This window comes from Kitasatospora sp. NPDC056531, assembly GCF_042794375.1.
GTDB lineage: Bacteria > Actinomycetota > Actinomycetes > Streptomycetales > Streptomycetaceae > Kitasatospora.
The window spans coordinates 25061-43564 of sequence record NZ_JBHTTU010000008.1 but is presented as its reverse complement, the minus strand read 5'-3'; the positions used below and the strand labels follow the sequence as shown (position 1 = coordinate 43564).

Here is an 18504-nt window from a genome sequence, read left to right as displayed (position 1 = left end):
TGGGCTCTCCCTCGGGGTGCGGGGTGGTCGGTGTCAGCCGGCGGGCTGGTCGTGGGTGGAACAGTGGATGCCACCGCCGCCGGACGCGATGGTGTCGATCTGCAGCGGGACGATCTCGCGGTCGGGGAACTGGTCCTTGAACACCTCCTGGGCGTGCCCGTCGGCCCGGGAGTCGCCGAACAGCGGCAGGTAGACGCCCTTGTTGCCGATGTAGAAGTTCATGTACGAGGAGACGAAGGAGTCGCCACGGCCGGTGATCTTGTCCGGGTCCGGCTGGCTGATCTCGACGACCTTCAGCTTCTTGCCGGTGGCGTCGGTCGCCTCCGCCAGCACGGCCCGGGCCTGGTCGGCCGAGCGGGACCAGACGTCGGCGGGGGTGCCGGGGAAGGCCCGGTCCAGGAAGACCACGCCGGGCGCGGCGAAGCGGGCCAGGCAGTCGACGTGGGCGTCGGTGATGTCCTTGCCCTTGACGCCCGCCAGCCAGATCACCTTGGTGACGCCCAGGGCCTGCTTGAGCTCGGCCTCGACCTGGTCGCGGTCGCGGCCCGGATTGCGGTTGTCGTTGACCACCGAGCTCTCGGTGACCAGCAGCGTCCCCTGGCCGTCGCTCTCGAAGGAGCCGCCCTCGGCGACCAGCTGGGTCGCGACCCGCTCGATCCCGTACTTGTCCAGCACCGCCCGGGCGATCCGGGCGTCATTGCCGTGCTCCTGCTTGCCGCCCCAGCCGCTGAAGTTGAAGTCGACGCCCTTGACCTTCCCGCTCTCCTCGACGAACACCGGAACGGTGTCGCGGGCCCACAGGTCGTCCACCGGGACGGACAGCAGCTCGACGTCCTTGCCGCAGGCGTTGCGGGCCGAGTCCTCCTGGCCGGGACGGACCAGCAGGACCAGCGGCTCGCGCTGACCGATGGCCCGGGCCACGGCGGCGATGTCCTTCCGGACGGCGCCGAGCTGCTCGCCCCAGACGTTCTCGGAGGCGGGCCAGGCCATGAAGGTCCGCTCGTGCTTCTCCCACTCGCCGCCGAGCCGGCGTCCGCGCGTCGGGGCGGGCGCCGAGGGGTTCGCCGAGGCCGGCCCGGACGGCTGCTCGGCGGCACCGGAGGACGGGGCGGCCGGATCGGCCGGGTCCTGGTCGGCGGCGCAGGCGGTCACGCCGAGGGCGAGCACACCGGCACCGGCGAGCGAGCGCAGCACCGTGCGGCGGGCGAGGGAGGACTGGGACACGGTGATCTCCGGTGGGGCCGAGGGTGGATCGAGGTGCGGTGGCGGCGTGCCGGCGGCGGTCGATGGCGGATCGGCGGACGCGAGTGGTCGGGGGCCGTGAGTCGACGGGAGTGGTCGGCAGCGCCGGGAGTGAACTCTCGCATTGACTGAAAAATCAGTCAAGCTCTACGGTGAAGCCACCCAAACCACCCCGAGACGACCCGGGCCGCCCGCACGCGGCTCCGGTCCCGACGATGAAAGGCCGGGTGAGGCGGCGATGCTGCGCAATGGTCTGGAGCCCTGGCACCTCCTGATAGTGCTGGCGGTCGTGGTGCTGCTCTTCGGATCCAAGAAGCTGCCCGACATGGCGCGCGGACTGGGCAAGTCGATGCGCATCCTCAAGGCGGAGACGGCGGCCATGCGGGAGGAGGACCCGCCCGCTGCCGGAACGGCGGCCACCGGGACGTCTGTCGGAACGGCCACCACCGGAACCCCCGCGGCCGGCATGCCCACCACTGGAATGTCCGCGGCCGGAACGGCCGAGTCGGCCCGGCGGTCGGCCTGACCGGTCGCGCAGCGACCCCGGAAGCACCGAGAGCCCGTCGGCCCCCCACCAGCCGGTGGAGGGACGACGGGCTCTCGGCCGTGCCGACCGGGTCAGCCGTTGCGGTGGTAGTGGTCCAGCGACACCCTGACCGGCCCGTCCGCGCCGGCCGTCGACAGCACCCGGACCACGGCCAGCTCCCGGCCGTCCGCGGTCAGCTCCTCGAAGACAGGCTGGAGGGCGAAGGGTTGCCAGCTGTTGTCAATTTGTTGACGACCGCGCTGGCTCGCGAGTACGGCACGGTCGTGGTGGAAGACCTGAACGTCGCCGGGATGGTCAAGAACCGCACACTTGCCCGTGCGGTCTCCGATGCCGGGTTCGGCGAGATCCGCCGCCAGCTCACCTACAAGACGGTGTGGAACGGTGGCCGTCTTGAGGTCGCCGATCGGTGGTTCCCCAGCTCCAAGACGTGCTCCGGATGCCAGGCAGTGAAACCCGAACTGCCGCTGCGGGTACGTACGTTCAACTGCGGGGCGTGCGGACTGGTCATCGACCGGGACGAGAACGCCGCGCTCAACCTCGCCGCGCTGGTGAAGTGGCACGTCGCCGGGAGTGGCCCGGGGACGGTAAACGGACGTGGAGCCGACCGTAAGACCGGGCCTCGCCCGGCAGGTGGCAGTGAAGCGTCCATCCCGCACCGGGCGGCCCCCGCCCGGATCAGACGGGGACCTTCGCCCAGCAATGGGCGAATCACTGGGATTCACTGAATCCCAGTGCAACGGGATCGGTCAGCGGACATGCGGGCTGCCTCTCTCGGCGGACAGGGACGGGACACGGAGCCGTCCGGGCCCTGGGTGGGCAGGCGACGGCCCGCTGGCGCCGCAGAGTTTAGAGGCTTCGTCAGGATCCGCTGAATCCGACCCCGCCGGGGCACCGGAGGGCGCGCTCCCGGCCGCGCTCCGACTCCGCCTCAGCCGCGTGCCAACTCCGTCTCGACGGCGCCGCGCAGCAGGCGGCGGGCGTGCTCGATCGGCAGCGAGCCGCTCAGCCAGCGCACGCTGAGGCCCTCGACCAGGGCGGTGAGCCGTTCCGCGGCGGCCGCGTGCGCCGGGGCGGTGCCGCTCGGGTCGGCACGGGCGAGCAGCTCGGCGACGTCGTGCACCCAGCTGTGGGTGCTCCGCGCCAGTTCCTCGCGCAGGTCCGGCTCGAACACGGCGGTGGCCCGCAGCTCACCCCAGGCGGTGCTGTTCTCGCGCACCTCGACGGTGTCCTGGAGCTCCAGCAGCAGGACCTGTTCGAGGTCGGCGCGCGGGTCCCTGGCCTGGCCGGGGGCCCGGTCGGGGGCGGGGCGGTCCTCGGCGGTGTAGTGGTCGGCGCGGTCGCCGATGTACTCCAGCGTCTGCCGCAGGATCCCCGCCCGGTCGGTGAAGTGGTAGTAGATCAGTGCGGTGGACACGCCGGCCTCGGCGGCCAGCTCGCCCATCCGCAGGCCGCGCACGCCGCGTCGGGCGATGACGCGGGTGGCGGCCTGGAGTATCCCTGTCCGGCGGTCTGACATGGACGCTCACTCTACCCGTCCTGGATGCGGTCTTGACGAAATCCTGATCAGTTTGTCAGGTCGTTTCGCTTTACCCGGCTCACAGGGTTGACTGGATTTTCAGTGAGGTACAGGATGCGGGGCAACCCCCACACCTCCCACCTCTTCCAGGGAGCGTTTCATGACCACCTCCACGCCTTCCGAGGCCACCCCCATGCCCTCGCGTCGAAGGCTGCTCCAATACGGCGCGGCGGCCCTGCCGGTGCTGGCACTCGGTGCGGCCCCGCCGGCCGCCGCCCACGCGGCGGCGGCCGACGCGGCGACCACCGACTGCGCCCCGAGCGTCGATTCCCAATCAGTCTCGGCCGCCCCCGGGCTGCGGATGCCGGCCGAGACCGACCGGCACGACCGCACCTTCATGGCCTGGCCCGCCCTGTCCTCGATCTGGGGCAGCCAGCTGTCCGCCGTCCGCGACGACATCGCCCGGGTCGCCTACGCGATCTCCCGGTACGAGCCGGTCGTCGTGGTGGCCCGCCCCGGCCAGGCCGCCGATGCCCGGTACTGGCTGGGCCGCGGCGGCGCCTACGGCATCACCGTCCTGGAGATCCCCAACGACGACCTGTGGATCCGGGACTTCGGCCCGACCTTCCTCACCGCCCCGGGTGCCGTCGCCGGGCTCGACACCAACTTCAACGGCTGGGGCAAGAGCGGTACGTCCTACTACCAGCCCTACGCCGAGGACGCCGCCGTCGCGGCCACCCTCCTCTACGACTATGGCGTCGACCGCGTCCGCGCGCCGTTCACCGGCGAGGGCGGCGCACTGGAGACGGACGGCCAGGGCACCCTGCTGGCCACCGTCAGCTCGCTGGTCAACCCCAACCGCAACCCCGGCATGACCCAGGACCAGGTCGAGCAGGCCCTCAAGTCCAGCCTCGGCCTGAGCAAGGTCATCTGGCTCCCCGGCCTGGCTGGCCAGGACATCACGGACGACCACATCGACTGCCTGGCCCGCTTCACCGCGCCCGGCCGGGTCATCCTCGACCAGCCCGGCCCGGGTACCGCGCAGATCTGGATCGACGTCTACCAGCAGTCCAAGCAGATCCTGGCCAACGCCACCGACGCGCAGGGCCGCCCCCTGGTCGTCACCGAACTCCCCGGCCCCGACCGACAGTTGATCAGGGGCAGGGGCAGGGGCAGGGGCAGGGGCAAGGACTTCCTGTCCAGCTACACCAACTACTACACCGCCAACGGGGCCGTGTTCGTGCCCCAGTTCGGCGACGGCTACGCCGATGGCACGGCCTACGCCATCCTGCAGGCCGAGTTCCCGGGCCGCGACATCGTCCAGGTCAACATCGACAACATCGCCTCCGGCGGTGGCGGCATCCACTGCGCCACCCAGTCCCAGCCCAGCGTCCCGCCGGTCGTCTGAGCCACCACCCGAGACCCCCGGCGGCCCGCGGGCCAACCCCACGGAGGCGGGCCGCCGGGCCCACCGCTCCACCCGCACACCCGATCCCGAAGAGGTATCCCGTGACCGTCACGTACCGCATGCCCGCCGAGTGGACCGAACACGAGGGCTGCCTGATGGCCTGGCCCGTCCGTGCGGACCTGTGGGGCGACACGCTCGCCGAGGTGAAGCGGGAGTACGCCGAAGTCGCCCGCGCCATCGCCGAGTTCGAGCCGGTGACGATGGTCGCCCCGCCCGGCCACAGCGAGGAGGCGCGCGCCCTGTGCGGCGCGGGCGTCGCCGGCGTCACCGTCGTGGAACTGCCGCTGGACGACTCCTGGTTCCGCGACTCCGCGCCGATCTTCGTGCTCGACGCCGAGGGCCGCCGGGCGGGCGTGGACTTCCGCTTCAACGCCTGGGGCCGCAAGCACCACCCCTGGGACACCGACGACCGGATCGGCGCCCTGCTGCTGGAACACCTCGACGTCCCGGCGATCCGCTCCGAGATGATCCTCGAAGGCGGCGCGATCACCGTCGACGGCGAGGGCACCCTCATCACCACCGAGCAGTGCCTGCTGCACCCCAACCGCAACCCCGGCATGAACCGCGAGGAGATCGAGGCCGAGCTCAAGCAGCGCCTCGGCGTCACCAAGGTGATCTGGCTGCCCTACGGCGGCTTGCTGGACACCGAGACCGACGGCCACGTGGACGGTGTCTGCGCCTTCGTCGCCCCAGGCAAGGTCGTCGTGCAGTTGCCCGCAGACCCCGGGCACCCGGACTACGTGCGGATGCGGGCCAACCGCGCCGTCCTGGAGCACTCCACCGACGCCCAGGGCCGGCCCTTCGAAATCGTCGAGGTCCCGCAGGCCGCGTTCGTCGAGGTCGACGGCAGCCGCATCGAGGTCGGCTACCTGAACTTCTACCTGGCCAACGGCGGCGTCGTCGTCCCGGTCGCCGACCACCCCGAGGACGAGGGCGCGCTGGCCGTGCTCGCCGCCGCGTACCCCAACCGCAAGGTGGTCGGCGTGCGCGCCCGCGTGATCGCCTACGGCGGCGGCGGTGTCCACTGCATCACCCAGCAGATCCCGGCCGCCCGCGCCTGAACCGGGCCGGTGCCCGCGCCCGACCCCGGGTACGAACCCTCGCCCGAACCCTCGTCAGTGAACGGAAGACAACCCTCATGAATCCCGCCGTCCCCGCGAGACGAACCCCACCCCGGCGGCGCCGCGCCCTCGCCACCGCCGCCCTGCTCTCCGCCGCGGCCCTGGTCGCCGCCTGCTCCGGCCCGCCGCACGGCGGCGGCTCCGGCCAGGCGGACTTCCAGCTGTCCGCCACCACCCCGCAGGCCAAGGGCGAGATCGACTCCTTCACCTGGGCCACCTACGCCGAGCCGCCCACCCTGGACTACATCCAGGCCTTCGACTACCCGCAGAACACGATCCTCTCGAACGTCTGCGAGAGCCTGATGCGCTGGACCCCCCAGCTCACCCTGGCGCCCGGCCTGGCGGAGAAGGCCTCCAACCCCGACCCGACCACCTGGGTCTACGACCTGCGCTCCGGGGTGCACTTCCACGACGGCACGGTGATGACCGCCGACGACGTCGTCCACAGCCTCGGCCGGCAGACCAACCCCGACAACGCGGCAGCCTGGGCCCAGGTGTTCCAGAACGTCGACTCCGTCACCGCGACCGGACCGCTCCAGGTCACCGTCAAGCTCAAGCAGCCCGACTCCCAGTTCCCGCAGTACATGGCCACCGCCGCCGGCGTCGTCGCCGCCAAGTCCGGCGTGGAGGCCGCGGGCAAGGACTACGGCACCACCGGCAGCCTCGACTGCACCGGCCCCTTCAAGCTCGGCACCTGGGCCAAGGGCCAGTCGATCGGACTGGAGCGCTTCGACGACTACTGGGGCACCAAGGCCAAGGCCAAGAAGGCCGTCTTCCGCTTCCTCACCGACCCCTCCGCCCGCACCAACGCGATGCTCACCGGTGACGTCGACGGCGGCTACCTGATCCCCACCGAGAGCTACGACCGGCTGAAGAAGAGCGGTCCGGGCACGCTCTACTTCGGCGAGGGCCTGAGCACCGTCAACGTCAACGTCACCAACATGCGGGGCGCGCTCGGCGACGTGCGCGTGCGCCAGGCGCTGTCGCTGGCCCTGGACCGCTCCGGCTTCATCAGGACCGGCCTGGCCGGTGCCGGCACCGTCACCGGCTCCCTCACCACCAAGGCCGCCTGGGGCAGCGCCCCCGACGACGTCCGCAAGACGGCCTTCGACGGCCTCACCCCCACCGCGCAGGACATCGAGAAGGCCAAGGCCCTCGTCAAGGAGGCCGGCGCGAACGGCAAGACGCTCGTCATGGCCACCAGCACCATCGGCCAGGACGTCTCCCTGCTCGCCACCGCCGTCCAGGCAGCCGGGACGAAGATCGGGCTCGACATCCAGCTGAAGACGATCGCCCCGAACGCCTTCACCGCGCTGTTCACCGACGCCAAGGCGCGCGAGGGCATCGACATGTTCCCGGAGACGTACTACGACTCCATCACCGACCCGCTCGACCTGCTCGTCAACTTCCGCACCGGCGCCTACCAGAACTTCGCGGGCTACAGCGACAAGGCCTACGACGACCTGGTCGACCGGGCCACCGCCGAGTACGACCCGGCCAAGCGCGGCGCGATCGAGGCCGAGCTCCAGCAGGCCGCCTCCCAGCAGCTGCTGTGGATCCCGGTCGCCGAGTGGCCCACCGCGGTCTTCCTCAACAAGCGGATCACCGGCGCCCCGACCACCATCTCGTACATGTACTACCCGTGGGCCGCCGACGTGGGGGCCGCCCGGTGAACTCCCCCGGAGCGATGGGCTTCCTGAGGTTCGCGGCCCGGCGCCTGCTGGAGATGGCGGTCACCCTGCTCGGCGCGTCCTTCGTGGTGTTCGGCGCGATGTACCTCGCGCCGGGCAACCCGGCGAGCTTCCTGCTGTCCGGCCGGTCGGCCTCCCCGGAGGCCCTCCAGGCGATCAACGAGCAGTACCACCTGGACGACCCGTTCCTGGTCCGCTACTTCCGGTGGCTCGGTCAGGTCCTCCAGGGCGATTTCGGACGCTCCATCACCTACCGCACCGACGTGTCCCAGTTGCTCGCCGACCGGCTCCCGGCGACCATGCTGCTGGTGGCCATGGCCATGGCCCTGGTGGTCGTGGTCGTCGTCGGCCTGGTGCTCGGCCGGCTCGGCGCGGTGCGCGGCGGCGCGACCGACTCCACGATCCTGGTCACCACCACGCTGGCGCTGGGCACGCCCTCCTTCGTCGCGGCCGTCCTGCTGCAGGGCCTGTTCGCGGTGAAGCTGGGCTGGTTCCCGACCAGCGGCGCCGGCGAGGGGTTCGGTGACATGCTCTGGCACCTCACCCTCCCGGCGATCGCGCTCGCGCTGTACCTGATCGGCATGCTCGCCCGGGTCACCCGCTCGGCGATGCTGGAGGCCCTGGAAGGCGAGCACGTCACCGTCGCGCGCAGCCGCGGCGTCCCGGAGCGCGAGGTGATCCGCCGTCATGTGTTCCGCAACTCGCTGGGCACCGTGCTGACCACCGGCGGCCTGATCGTCTCCACCCTGCTGGTCTGCACGATCCTGGTGGAGTCCGCGTTCAGCATCGGCGGGCTCGGCCAGCTGCTCGAACTGTCCACCACCACCAAGGACTTCCCGACCGTCCAGGCCATCTCGCTGATCATCGTCGCCCTGTTCATGACCGTGAACCTGATCGTCGACCTGCTCCACCCGCTGGTCGACCCCCGGGTCACCCTGGGTTCCAGGAGGTCCGACGCATGAGTGTCGCCCTCACCCGCCGCCCCGGCCTCGCCCGGATCAAGGCCGCCGGTGGCCCGCTCCACCTGCTCTGCCTCGGCTTCGCCGCGCTGGTGGTGCTCGCCGCACTGCTCGCGCCCTGGCTGGCGCCGTACGACCCGAACGGGGTCGACCTCGCCAACGCGCTGGCGGGGCCCTCGCCCGACCACCTGCTCGGCGTCGACGCCGCCGGGCGCGACACCCTCTCCCGGCTCCTGCTCGGCGCCCGCACCTCGCTGCTCGGCCCGCTCGGCGTGGTCGCCTTCTCCACGGTCGCCGGCATCGCGGTCGGCCTCGCCGCCGGCTGGCGGGGCGGCTGGCTCGACTCCGTCCTGTCCCGCAGCACCGAACTGGTCTTCGCCTTCCCCGGCATGCTGCTCGCCATCCTGATCGTCTCCGTGTACGGGGAGGGCCTGCTCGCCCCGGTCGTCGCCCTGGCGATCGCCTACCTGCCCTACGTCTCTCGCCTCACCCGCTCGCTGGTGCTGGCCGAACGGACCAGGCCCTACGTCTCCGCGTACCAGGTCCAGGGCCACTCCGCGGTGCAGATCTGCCTGCGGCACGTCCTGCCCAACATCGCGCCGATCGTCCTCGCCCAGTCCGCGGTCAACTTCGGCTACGCCCTGATGGACCTCGCCGGCCTGTCCTTCCTCGGACTCGGCGTCCCCGCCCTCACCCCCGACTGGGGCCGGATGGTCTTCGACGGCCAGACCGCGATCCAGCACGGCTACCCGCTCTCCGCGATCCTGCCGTGCGCCCTGATCGTGCTCACCGTCGTCGCCTTCAACGTGGTCGGCGAGCGCTGGGCCGACCAGGTCGCCCGGAGGTCCGCATGAACGACCGCATGAACGACCGCATTATTGGAAGGACCGCGTGAACGCCCTCGACATCCAGGGCCTCCGGCTCCGACTGCCCGGCACCGCCCGCCCCGTCCTCGACGGCGTCGACCTCACCGTCGGCGTCGGCGAGACCGTCGCGCTGGTCGGCGAATCCGGCTCCGGCAAGACCCTCACCTCCCGCACCGCCCTCGGCCTGCTGCCGCCGGGCGCCGAGACCGAGGGCAAGGTCCTGGTCGACGGCCAGGACGTCCTGACCATGGACCCCGACCGGCTGCGCGCCCTGCGCACCGGCCAGGCCGCGATGATCTTCCAGGACCCCCGGGCCGCCATCAACCCGCTGCGCCGGATCGGCGACTTCCTCACCGAGAGCGTGCGGCTCACCGGCACGATGAGCGCCACGGACGCCGACCGGCGGGCCGTGGAACTCCTCGACGCCGTCGGCCTCGGACCGGAACTGCTGCGCCGCTACCCCGGACAGCTCTCCGGCGGCATGCTGCAACGCGTCATGATCGCGGCCGCCCTGATGGGCGATCCGGTCCTGCTGCTCGCCGACGAGCCCACCACCGCGCTCGACGTCACCAGCCAGGCCGAGGTGGTCGCCCTGCTCGGCCGGCTGCGCGAACGCTTCGGCACCGGCCTGCTGTTCGTCACCCACGACCTCGGCCTCGCCGCCGCGATCAGCGACCGGGTCTACGTGATGTACGCCGGGCGGATCGCCGAACACGGCCCCGCCGCAGCGCTGTTCGAGCGGCCCCGCCACCCGTACACCGCCGCCCTGCTCGCGGCCACCCCCGCGCTGGACGCCCCGGCCGGCCGACTCGCCGCCATCGACGGCCAACCGCCCGACTTGCGAAGGGAGTTGACCGGCTGCGCGTTCGCCGAACGCTGCCGCCACGCGACCGGGATCTGCCGCGAGCAGGTGCCCGCCCAGCAGGGCGAGCACCCGGCCTCCTGCCACCACCCGCTCGAAGGGGGCCGCACCGATGGCTGAGCCCGTACTGCGGGTCAGCGGACTGCGCCGCACCTTCGGCAGCGTGCAGGCCGTGGACGACGTCTCCTTCACCCTCGACGCCGGCGGCTCGCTCGGCATCGTCGGTGAGTCCGGCTCCGGCAAGACCACCACCGCCCGGATCGTGGTCGGCCTCGAACAGGCCGACGCGGGCGAGGTCCTGGTCCACGGCCGAGCCCGGAGCGGCCGGGCGCGCGGGAGGGCCGAACGGCTGGCCCGCGCCCGCGAGGTCCAGATGGTCTTCCAGGACCCGTACCTCTCCCTGGACCCGCGCACCAGCGTCGAGGCCGTGCTCCGCGAGACCCTGCGGCTGCACTTCCCCGACACCGACCACCCGGCCCGGATCCGGGAACTCCTCGACCAGGTCGGCCTGGGCACCCGGGCCGCCGAGGCGCTGCCCCGGCAGCTCTCCGGCGGCCAGCGCCAGCGCGTCGCCATCGCCCGGGCGCTGGCCGTGCGACCGGCGGTCCTGGTCCTGGACGAGGCAGTCGCCGCCCTGGACGTCTCGGTCCAGGCGCAGGTGCTCAACCTGCTCGCCGACATCCGCGAGGAGACCGGCATCGGCTACCTCTTCATCACCCACGACCTCGGCGTGGTCCGCTGCGTCACCGACGAGGTCGTCGTGATGCGCCACGGACGGATCGTCGAATCCGGCCCCACCGCCCACGTCCTGGACTCCCCGGAGCACGCCTACACCAGGCTGCTGCTGGAGTCCGTCCCCCGGCCCGGCTGGGATCCCGACCGGATCGCCGCCGCGCGCCGCGCACTGTAAGACGGCCCGGGCCCCGGCAGGTGGTGGGACCTGCCGGGGCCGGGAGAACGAGCATGTACGAGGGCACCAAGACCGACTATCCGTTCGACCGCTACCGCACCGAGGCCGGGTTCAGCGCCACCAGCGCAGGCACGGCCGTCCCGGTCGGCCTGGTCTTCACCGACACCGACCCGTTCTTCGTGGTGCGCCCGCAGGCCAAGGCCTCGGCCACCGGCAGCGTCACCCTGGACGCCAGGATCACCCGCTCCCGCAGCACCTTCATCCTCTCCTGGTTCATGATCGCCGCGATGTGGGCCATCGCGCTGGCCGTCCTCGGCGCCACCGAGGTGCTCTTCCGCAAGCGCGAGGGCCTGGTCTGGCCCTCCCTGGGCTGGATGGCGGCGAGCCTCTTCGCCCTGATCGGCATGCGCAACGCCGCCCCCGGCTCGCCGCCGATCGGCTCGCTGATGGACTACGTGGCGTTCTTCTGGGCCGAGGGGATCATCGCCGCGAGCCTGGCCTGCACCGCCTGGTCCGGCATCCGCACCGAACACCGGCTGCGCCGGGAGCGGGAAGCGGCCACCGACGGCGTCTGAGCGGATTCCCACGAACGGCGGAGGCGTGCCGCTCCGGATCCTGACCTTCCTGTCAGTAGCCTGCGGAGCCGAACCCCGGCACCTACCGGAACGAGGCTCCATGGCTCACCCCCGGCCGTCCCGCCGCGCCCTCCTGCAGTCCGGGGCCGCGCTCGCCGCCCTGGCGCTGGCGGGCGGCTGCTCCTCCGACGGCGGCGGCGCGGAGGAGCAGCCCGGCCCCAACGCTACGGCGTCGGGCGGTTCGGCCGCCTCGGGCAGCCCGGCCGCCAACGCCCGGGCGATGCCCACCGAGTCCGGCCCGCACACCCGCACCTTCATGGCCTGGCCGGCCCTGGAGGAGGTGTGGGGCGACCAGCTCCCCGGCGTCCGCCAGGACATCGCCTCGCTGGCCCAGGCCGTCGCGGGCTTCGAACCGGTCGTCCTGCTCGCCCGCCCCGACCAGGCCGACCAGGCCCGCCAGGCCTGCGGCTCCTCGGTCGAGGTACTGGAGCTGATGGTCGACGACCTGTGGGCCCGGGACACCGGCCCGACCTTCGTCACCGGCTCCCAGGGCCTTGCCGGGGTCGACTTCAACTTCAACGGCTGGGGCGGCAAGCAGACCCACGCCAACGACGCCAAGGTCGCCCGCACCCTCCTCGACCACTACGGCATCACCCGCCTCCAGGCCCCGATCACCGGCGAGGGCGGCGGCATCGAGGTGGACGGCGAGGGCACCCTGATGGCCACCGAGAGCTCCTGGGTCAACGACAACCGCAACCCCGGCAAGAGCCGCGACCAGATCGAGGCGAGCCTCAAGGAGCTGCTCGGCGTCGAGAAGGTGATCTGGTTCAAGGGTGTCGCCGGACAGGACATCACCGACAGCCACGTCGACGCCCTGGCCCGCTTCGCCGAGCCCGGCACCGTCGTGCTGCACCGCCCGGCCGCCGACACCCCGCCGGACGTCTGGACCACCGCCTCGGCGCAGGCCCTTCAGGTGCTGCAGTCCGCGACCGACGCCAGGGGCCGCACGCTCAAGGTGGTCGACCTCCCCGAACCGGACCTCGACCTGATCCCGGGCGCGGGCAAGAACTTCCTCGCCACCTACATCAACTACTACGTCTGCAACGGCGGCGTCATCGTCCCGCGCTTCGGCGACAAGGCCGCCGACGACCGCGCGGCCGGCGTCATCGGCGACTTCCACCCCGGCCGCAAGGTCACCCAGCTGACCATCAACCACATCGCCGCGGGCGGCGGCGGCATCCACTGCGCCACCCAGCAGCAGCCCGCCGCGGCGGCCACCCCGACCTGAGGGGTCCCGCCCGGCGTCACGCCCTGGCGGACAGCGAGTCCAGCAGGGTCCGCAGCACCCGGCCGGCGTCCACCGTCCCGTCCAGCGAGCCGATCGCGGCGAGCCCGTCCACGGCGGCGGCGAAGGCCTCGCCGAGCGGCACCGGGTCGGTGCCGGTGCCGCTCTCCTCGACCAGGCACCGGAACAGCCGGACGAAGGAGGAGCGCCAGCGCGCGTACTCGGCCTCCAGGGCGGTGCGGACGCGTTCGTCGTTCAGGGCCAGCCAGTGCAGGGCCGCGTGCAGCCGCGCCAGGTCGGGGCTCTCCGGCCGGGTGAGCAGCGCCAGGACCCGGTCGGCGCGCTCGGCGTAGCCGCCCGGTTCGGCGACGGCCTCCTCGAGCGGCGTGATCCACTCGGGCCGGATGTCCTGCACCACGGCGACGATCAGCTCGGTGCGGTCCGCGAAGTGGTAGTGGCACATCCCGTGCGAAACCCCGCACAGGGCAGCCACGTTGCGGGTGGTGAACCGCCCGGCGCCGTCGCCCGCGAGGAGGGTGCGGGCGGCCGCGATCAGTCGGGCCCGGGTCTGCTCGCCCTTGGCGGAGGCGCGCGCCCGGCCGCCGCCCGGTCCGGAGCCCGGTCGCGGGGCCGCGCCGGTTGCCTGTGTCGCCATGGTCGTCACTGTAGCCACCCCGGGGGCGGCGGCAGGGCGGATCGGTGCGGATGCCTGCGCGAAGTATTGACCGAGCGCTTGGCCAGTTTTATCTTTCCGGTCAACTCATCTACCCCAGAAGGATGTTGACAGGGAGGCAGTGATGGAGGAAGGCTTCAGAACCCACACCACCGACGACCCCCAATCGACCGTCGAGGCCCGACTCGGCCGCCGCGGGTTCCTGACGGCTGCCGGGCTCGCCGTCGCCGGCACCGCGCTGACCGCCGCGACCGCCGGCCGGGCCCGGGCCGCCACCCGGGCCCGCGGCACCGCGGCCGCCCTGCGGGTGCCGCTGGACACCGTCCCGCACACCCGGACCTGGATGGCCTGGCCGGACAGCAGCACCATCTGGCGCGGCAAGCTCGGCGGCGCCCAGTCCAACATCGCCCTCGTCGCGCGGACCATCGCGAAGTACGAGCCGGTGACCATGTGCGCCAACCCGGCCAGCGTCGCCAAGGCACGCTCGATGTGCGGCTCGGCCGTCACCGTCATCGGGGACATCCCCGTCGACGACTGCTGGATGCGGGACACCGGCCCGGTCTTCCGCACCGACGGCCTGGGCGGCCTCGACACCATCGGCCTCAACTTCAACGGCTGGGGCAACCATCAGAACCCGCACGGCAACGACGCCCTGGTCGCCCAGCGCGTCGCCGCCTACCTCGGCCTACCGTTCACCGCCGCCGGACTGGTCTCCGAGGGCGGCGCCATCGAGACCGACGGCTCCGGCACGCTGATGGCCACCCGGAGCAGCATCATCAACGCCGACCGCAACCCCGGCATGTCCCAGGTGGCGATCGAGAACGCCATGTGCGCCGCCTACGGTGCCACCGAGGTGGTCTGGTTCCCCGGCATCGCGGGCCAGGACATCACCGACGACCACGTGGACGCCACCTCGCGCTTCCTCGGCGCCGGTACGGCCGTCGTCCAACTGCCGCTGCCCGGCGACACCGACGTCTGGTCCCAGGACGAGCGCCAGCAGTACGCGATCCTCGGCTCCGCCACCAGCGCCCAGGGAGCCCCGATCTCGGTCAGCACCATCCAGGGCCCCGACTACTACCGGATCCGCTCCACCGACCCGAACTTCGTCGGCTCCTACGCCAACTACTACCTCTGCAACAACGCGGTGATCTCGGCCCAGTTCGGCGACAGCCAGGCCGACGGCGCCGCCCGCGCCGCCCTCGCCCGGCTGTTCCCCGGCCGCACCGTCGAACAGCTCAACATCGACTACCTCGGGGCGGGCGGCGGCGGCATCCACTGTGTCACCCAGCAGCAGCCCGCCGCCTGAAGCCGCGCGCGAGCCCGACGGGGCCGGGTCCGGTCCGCCGACCGGACCCGGCCCCGAACGGGTCCCGGGCCGGCCCGTCGTTGCTCCTCCGCTCGCCTCCGGCCGCTCCGGATCCGACGCCGACGGTCGTCGCTCCGGCGCTCCCTCCTTCGTCGGTCGCTTGTCGCTCCTCGCTTTCGGGGTCGGCGCGGCCTCCGGCTCGGGAGGCGGCGGTCAGCCGAGCGCGGGGATGTCGTGGGTGGCGCAGTGAATGCCGCCGCCCCCGGCCGCGATGGCGTCGATCTTGACCGGGACGATCTCCCGGCCCGGGAAGTACTGCTTGAGGATCTGCTGCGCCCGGTCGTCGGCCCGGGCGTCGCCGAACTTCGGCAGGTAGACGCCCTTGGAGCCGATGTAGAAGTTCATGTACGAGGAGACGAAGGCGTCGCCGCGCCCGGTGATCTTGTCCGGGTCGGGCTGCTGCAGCTCCACCACCTGCAGCTTCTTGCCCGTCGCGTCGACGGCGTCCTTGAGCACGCCGCGGGCCTGGTCGGCCGAGCGGGACCAGACGTCCGCCGGGCTGCCGGGGAAGGCCTGGTCGAGCAGGACGACCCCGGGGGCGACGAACCGGGTCAGGCAGTCGACGTGGGCGTCGGTGATGTCCTTGCCCTTGACGCCCGCCAGCCAGATCACCTTGGTCACGCCGAGGACCTTCTTCAGCTCCGCCTCGACCTGGTCGCGGCTCATCCCCGGGTTGCGGTTGTCGTTGACGACGGAGCTCTCGGTGACCAGGAGGGTGCCCTGGCCGTCCGTCTCGAAGGAGCCGCCCTCGGCGACCAGCCGGGTCTCGACCCGCTCCACGCCGTACTTGGCCAGCACCGTCCGGGCGACCTTGGAGTCGTTGCCGCGCTGCTGCTTGCCGCCCCAGCCGTTGAAGTTGAAGTCGACGCCCTTGACCTTGCCGCCCTCCTCGACGAACACCGGCAGGGTGTCCCGGGCCCACAGGTCGTCGACGGCGATCGGTACCACCTCGACGGCCGAGCCGCAGGCCTTCTGCGCGGCGTCCTTCTGTTCGGGGCGGGCCATCAGCACGACCGGCTCGCGCGCGGCGATGGCCTGGGCGAGCCCCGCGACGTCCCGGCGGACGTCCGGGAGCTGGTCGCCCCAGACGTTCTCGGAGGCGGGCCAGGACATCACCGTGCGCAGGTGCTTCTCCCACTCGGCGCCGAAGCGGCGGGCGCCGGCGCCGCCCGGAGCGGTACCGCCGGGCTGGGGGGAGGCCGAGGCGGCGTCCCCGGCGTCGAGGTCGTCCAGGTCGTTGCAGGCGGTCAGGCCGAGGGCGAGGACGCCCGCGCCAGCCAGGGAGCGCATCAGGGTACGGCGGGACACGGCGGTGGTCATACGGCTACTCCTGCTGTGGTCGGGGTCTGCGGAAGGAGGGGGCGGGGCGGCTACGGCAGCGGCTCGTGCATGGTCGAGCAGTGGATGCCGCCGCCCCCGGTCATCAGCCGGTCGACGTCGAGCTGCACCACCTCCCGGCCGGGGAAGGCCGCGGCGAGGGTGTCCCGCGCGGCGGCGTCCTTGTAGGCGTCGCCGAACTGGGCGGTGATGACCCCGCCGTTGACGAGGTGGAAGTTGAGGTAGGAGTCCACGAACTTGGAGCTGCGGGAGCGGACGGTGTCCGGGCCGTGCACCACGATGACGTGCAGCCGGCGGCCCCGGGCGTCGGTCGCGGCGGACAGGATGGCGAACTGCTCGCGAGCGTCCCGCGCCCAGGCGTCATTGCGGTCGGCGGGCGGCAGCTGCACCATCACCACACCGGGACGGATGAAGCGGGAGGTCACGTCGACGTGGTCGTCGGTGATGTCCTGGCCCTTGATCCCGGGCAGCCAGATCATCTTGTCCGCGCCGTAGGCCTCCAGGACGGCGTCCTCGATCTCGTCCCGGCTCATGCCGCGGTTGCGGTTCTTGTTGACCAGGCTGCTCTCGGTGGCCATCACGGTGCCGTCGCCGTCGGTCTCGATCGCGCCGCCCTCGCCGACGAAGTCCGCGTAGGAGTAGCGCAGGCCCCGGCGGGTGGCGAGGCGTTCGGCGACCCGGGCGTCGTCGTAGTGGACCTGCTTGTTGCCCCAGCCGTTGAAGTTGAGGACCACGGCCTCCAGACCGCCGTCGCCGTCCCGGCGGAAGACCGGGGCGGTGTCGCGCATCCACAGGTCGTCGGTGGGGATGGCGGTGATCACCTCCACGGAGGGGCCGCACCACGAGCGGGCCTTGTCCGCGGTGTAGTCGTCGGGGGCGCACATGACCACTGGCTCGAACCGGGCGACGGTGCGGGCGATCAGGGCGATGTCCTCCTGGACGCCGCCCAGGCGCAGCCCCCAGACGCCCCGGCGGGAGGGCCAGGACATCCAGGTCCGCGCGTGCGGGACGTCGTCCGCCGGCACCCAGGGGCCCGACTCGGTGGAGTGGTCGTCGTGGTAGTAGCTCATGAGGGTCTCCAGATCGTGCGGCGGCGCCGGGAAGGGCGCACAAGGCCGCCAGGTCCACTCTTCGCGCCGCAACGCACCGGCGCACCACGGGTACGGGCCGGCGGCAGCGCCCTGCCCGCGGTTCAGGCTCCGGGTTCAGGCTGGCATTGACTGAAAAATCAGTCAAACTCATCGGCGCGCCATGACTCCCATGCCGGGGAGTCTGTACGGAGCGTGACCGTTCGCCCGGGGGTGGGCTCGATCAGGAGCCGAGTCGGGCCACCTCGGCGTCGATCGCGTCGACCATCAGCGTGCGGGCGTGCGCCAGCGGCAGGCTGCCGCTGAGCCAGCGCGTGCTCAGCCCCTCCACCAGTGCGGTCAGCCGTTCGGCGGCGCCGGCCAGCGCGACGGCCGAGGACATCGGTCGTACGGCGCCGAGCAGTTCGGCGATCTCCTGCACCCAGATCCGGGTGGCCCGCGCGAGGTCCTCGCGCAGGGTCTCGTCGAACACCGCGCTCGCCCGCAGCTCGCCCCAGGCGGTGCTGTTCTCCCGCACCTCGACCGTGTCCTGGAGCTCCAGCAGCAGCGTCTGCTCCAGCTCCTCGCGCGCGGTCGGCGGCGGTGCGTCCGCCGCGCGCTCGGTCGTGTAGCGCCCCGCCCGGTCGTTGATGAACTCCAGCGTGTGCCGGAGGATCCCCGTGCGGTCCTTGAAGTGGTAGTAGATGAGCGCGGTGGACACACCCGCCTCCGCCGCGAGCTCCTCCACCCGCAGCCCGCGCACCCCGCGCCGGGCGATCACCCGGGCCGCTGCTTCCAAGATCGACGTTTTACGACTGGCCACGATCCACCACCTTACCCGGGTACCCCCGGCCAAGATCGGGCCGGTCGCCTGAAGGGCCCGTAGGCCCCGGCGGCGCCGGGTGGTCCGACCGGTGGAGACCAAATCCGATCAACCATCAAATGCCGTGTGAAGGCATTGCTTTGCCGAGATGAATCCTGCCGGCTTCGCCGTGTGTCATCGCCCTGCCGGTCGATC

18 protein-coding genes are annotated in these 18504 nt (G+C 72.2%); 12 read left to right on the top strand and 6 right to left on the bottom strand.

Features of this window, described 5'->3' with window-relative positions; genetic code table 11:
* Positions 1-33: 33 nt before the first annotated feature.
* The gene (locus tag ACFQ87_RS10840) at positions 34-1224 is read right to left on the bottom strand and encodes an agmatine/peptidylarginine deiminase (protein WP_380610311.1); all 1191 of its coding nucleotides are present in this window, start codon (positions 1222-1224) and stop codon (positions 34-36) included.
* A gap of 256 nt (positions 1225-1480) precedes the next feature.
* On the opposite strand from ACFQ87_RS10840, the gene tatA reads away from it, so the two are divergent.
* The gene (gene tatA, locus ACFQ87_RS10835; protein ID WP_380610310.1) at positions 1481-1768 is read left to right on the top strand and encodes a Sec-independent protein translocase subunit TatA; all 288 of its coding nucleotides are present in this window, start codon (positions 1481-1483) and stop codon (positions 1766-1768) included.
* An 80-nt stretch (positions 1769-1848) separates the two neighbouring features.
* On the top strand, positions 1849-2514 hold the full coding sequence (locus ACFQ87_RS10830; protein ID WP_380610309.1) for an RNA-guided endonuclease TnpB family protein: 666 nt from the start codon (positions 1849-1851) through the stop codon (positions 2512-2514).
* Positions 2515-2717: 203 nt separating this feature from the next.
* Here the strand turns inward: ACFQ87_RS10830 and ACFQ87_RS10825 are convergent, their stop codons facing one another.
* Positions 2718-3305, bottom strand: a complete 588-nt coding sequence (locus ACFQ87_RS10825) for a TetR/AcrR family transcriptional regulator (protein WP_380610308.1) — start codon at positions 3303-3305, stop codon at positions 2718-2720.
* Between the two features lie 160 nt (positions 3306-3465).
* On the opposite strand from ACFQ87_RS10825, the gene ACFQ87_RS10820 reads away from it, so the two are divergent.
* From ACFQ87_RS10820 to ACFQ87_RS10780, 9 genes are all read left to right on the top strand, one after another.
* The gene (locus ACFQ87_RS10820) at positions 3466-4713 is read left to right on the top strand and encodes an agmatine deiminase family protein (RefSeq protein WP_380610307.1); all 1248 of its coding nucleotides are present in this window, start codon (positions 3466-3468) and stop codon (positions 4711-4713) included.
* A gap of 101 nt (positions 4714-4814) precedes the next feature.
* Positions 4815-5834 (top strand): agmatine/peptidylarginine deiminase, encoded by a 1020-nt coding sequence (locus ACFQ87_RS10815; protein ID WP_380610306.1) that lies wholly within the window; start codon positions 4815-4817, stop codon positions 5832-5834.
* 77 nt (positions 5835-5911) lie between these two features.
* On the top strand, positions 5912-7567 hold the full coding sequence (locus ACFQ87_RS10810) for an ABC transporter substrate-binding protein (protein WP_380610305.1): 1656 nt from the start codon (positions 5912-5914) through the stop codon (positions 7565-7567).
* A gap of 14 nt (positions 7568-7581) precedes the next feature.
* Positions 7582-8547 (top strand): ABC transporter permease, encoded by a 966-nt coding sequence (locus ACFQ87_RS10805; protein ID WP_380610442.1) that lies wholly within the window; start codon positions 7582-7584, stop codon positions 8545-8547.
* Positions 8544-9398 carry an ABC transporter permease gene (locus ACFQ87_RS10800; RefSeq protein ID WP_380610304.1) on the top strand — a complete coding sequence of 285 codons (855 nt, stop codon included), beginning with the start codon at positions 8544-8546 and terminating at the stop codon, positions 9396-9398. Before ACFQ87_RS10805 ends, ACFQ87_RS10800 begins: the two co-directional genes overlap by 4 nt.
* A 37-nt stretch (positions 9399-9435) precedes the next feature.
* Positions 9436-10392 carry an ABC transporter ATP-binding protein gene (locus tag ACFQ87_RS10795; RefSeq protein ID WP_380610303.1) on the top strand — a complete coding sequence of 319 codons (957 nt, stop codon included), beginning with the start codon at positions 9436-9438 and terminating at the stop codon, positions 10390-10392.
* Positions 10385-11182 carry an ABC transporter ATP-binding protein gene (locus ACFQ87_RS10790; RefSeq protein ID WP_380610302.1) on the top strand — a complete coding sequence of 266 codons (798 nt, stop codon included), beginning with the start codon at positions 10385-10387 and terminating at the stop codon, positions 11180-11182. Before ACFQ87_RS10795 ends, ACFQ87_RS10790 begins: the two co-directional genes overlap by 8 nt.
* A 53-nt stretch (positions 11183-11235) precedes the next feature.
* Positions 11236-11757, top strand: a complete 522-nt coding sequence (locus ACFQ87_RS10785; protein WP_380610301.1) for a DUF4436 family protein — start codon at positions 11236-11238, stop codon at positions 11755-11757.
* A gap of 100 nt (positions 11758-11857) precedes the next feature.
* Positions 11858-13045 carry an agmatine deiminase family protein gene (locus ACFQ87_RS10780; RefSeq protein WP_380610300.1) on the top strand — a complete coding sequence of 396 codons (1188 nt, stop codon included), beginning with the start codon at positions 11858-11860 and terminating at the stop codon, positions 13043-13045.
* A gap of 16 nt (positions 13046-13061) precedes the next feature.
* Here ACFQ87_RS10780 and ACFQ87_RS10775 read toward each other — a convergent pair whose 3' ends face one another.
* The gene (locus ACFQ87_RS10775) at positions 13062-13697 is read right to left on the bottom strand and encodes a TetR/AcrR family transcriptional regulator (RefSeq protein ID WP_380610299.1); all 636 of its coding nucleotides are present in this window, start codon (positions 13695-13697) and stop codon (positions 13062-13064) included.
* A 142-nt stretch (positions 13698-13839) separates the two neighbouring features.
* Here ACFQ87_RS10775 and ACFQ87_RS10770 point away from each other — a divergent pair, with 142 nt between their 5' ends.
* Complete coding sequence (locus ACFQ87_RS10770; protein ID WP_380610298.1) at positions 13840-15021, top strand: agmatine/peptidylarginine deiminase; 1182 nt, start codon at positions 13840-13842, stop codon at positions 15019-15021.
* 213 nt (positions 15022-15234) lie between these two features.
* Here ACFQ87_RS10770 and ACFQ87_RS10765 read toward each other — a convergent pair whose 3' ends face one another.
* The 3 genes from ACFQ87_RS10765 to ACFQ87_RS10755 form a co-directional block, all read right to left on the bottom strand.
* On the bottom strand, positions 15235-16401 hold the full coding sequence (locus tag ACFQ87_RS10765; protein WP_380610297.1) for an agmatine/peptidylarginine deiminase: 1167 nt from the start codon (positions 16399-16401) through the stop codon (positions 15235-15237).
* 50 nt (positions 16402-16451) lie between these two features.
* Positions 16452-17489, bottom strand: coding sequence for an agmatine/peptidylarginine deiminase (locus tag ACFQ87_RS10760; RefSeq protein ID WP_380610296.1), 1038 nt, complete (start codon positions 17487-17489; stop codon positions 16452-16454).
* 241 nt (positions 17490-17730) lie between these two features.
* Positions 17731-18309 (bottom strand): TetR/AcrR family transcriptional regulator, encoded by a 579-nt coding sequence (locus tag ACFQ87_RS10755; protein ID WP_380610295.1) that lies wholly within the window; start codon positions 18307-18309, stop codon positions 17731-17733.
* Positions 18310-18504: the final 195 nt, after the last annotated feature.

Coding starts and splice junctions, on each gene's coding strand:
- ACFQ87_RS10800 (WP_380610304.1), top strand. CDS start 8,544: ATGAGTGTCGCCCTCACCCGCCGCCCCGGCCTCGCCCGGATCAAGGCC.
- ACFQ87_RS10825 (WP_380610308.1), bottom strand. CDS start 3,305: ATGTCAGACCGCCGGACAGGGATACTCCAGGCCGCCACCCGCGTCATC.
- ACFQ87_RS10785 (WP_380610301.1), top strand. CDS start 11,236: ATGTACGAGGGCACCAAGACCGACTATCCGTTCGACCGCTACCGCACC.
- ACFQ87_RS10780 (WP_380610300.1), top strand. CDS start 11,858: ATGGCTCACCCCCGGCCGTCCCGCCGCGCCCTCCTGCAGTCCGGGGCC.
- ACFQ87_RS10805 (WP_380610442.1), top strand. CDS start 7,582: ATGGGCTTCCTGAGGTTCGCGGCCCGGCGCCTGCTGGAGATGGCGGTC.
- ACFQ87_RS10820 (WP_380610307.1), top strand. CDS start 3,466: ATGACCACCTCCACGCCTTCCGAGGCCACCCCCATGCCCTCGCGTCGA.
- ACFQ87_RS10770 (WP_380610298.1), top strand. CDS start 13,840: ATGGAGGAAGGCTTCAGAACCCACACCACCGACGACCCCCAATCGACC.
- ACFQ87_RS10810 (WP_380610305.1), top strand. CDS start 5,912: ATGAATCCCGCCGTCCCCGCGAGACGAACCCCACCCCGGCGGCGCCGC.
- ACFQ87_RS10775 (WP_380610299.1), bottom strand. CDS start 13,697: ATGGCGACACAGGCAACCGGCGCGGCCCCGCGACCGGGCTCCGGACCG.
- ACFQ87_RS10765 (WP_380610297.1), bottom strand. CDS start 16,401: ATGACCACCGCCGTGTCCCGCCGTACCCTGATGCGCTCCCTGGCTGGC.
- tatA (WP_380610310.1), top strand. CDS start 1,481: ATGCTGCGCAATGGTCTGGAGCCCTGGCACCTCCTGATAGTGCTGGCG.
- ACFQ87_RS10760 (WP_380610296.1), bottom strand. CDS start 17,489: ATGAGCTACTACCACGACGACCACTCCACCGAGTCGGGCCCCTGGGTG.
- ACFQ87_RS10790 (WP_380610302.1), top strand. CDS start 10,385: ATGGCTGAGCCCGTACTGCGGGTCAGCGGACTGCGCCGCACCTTCGGC.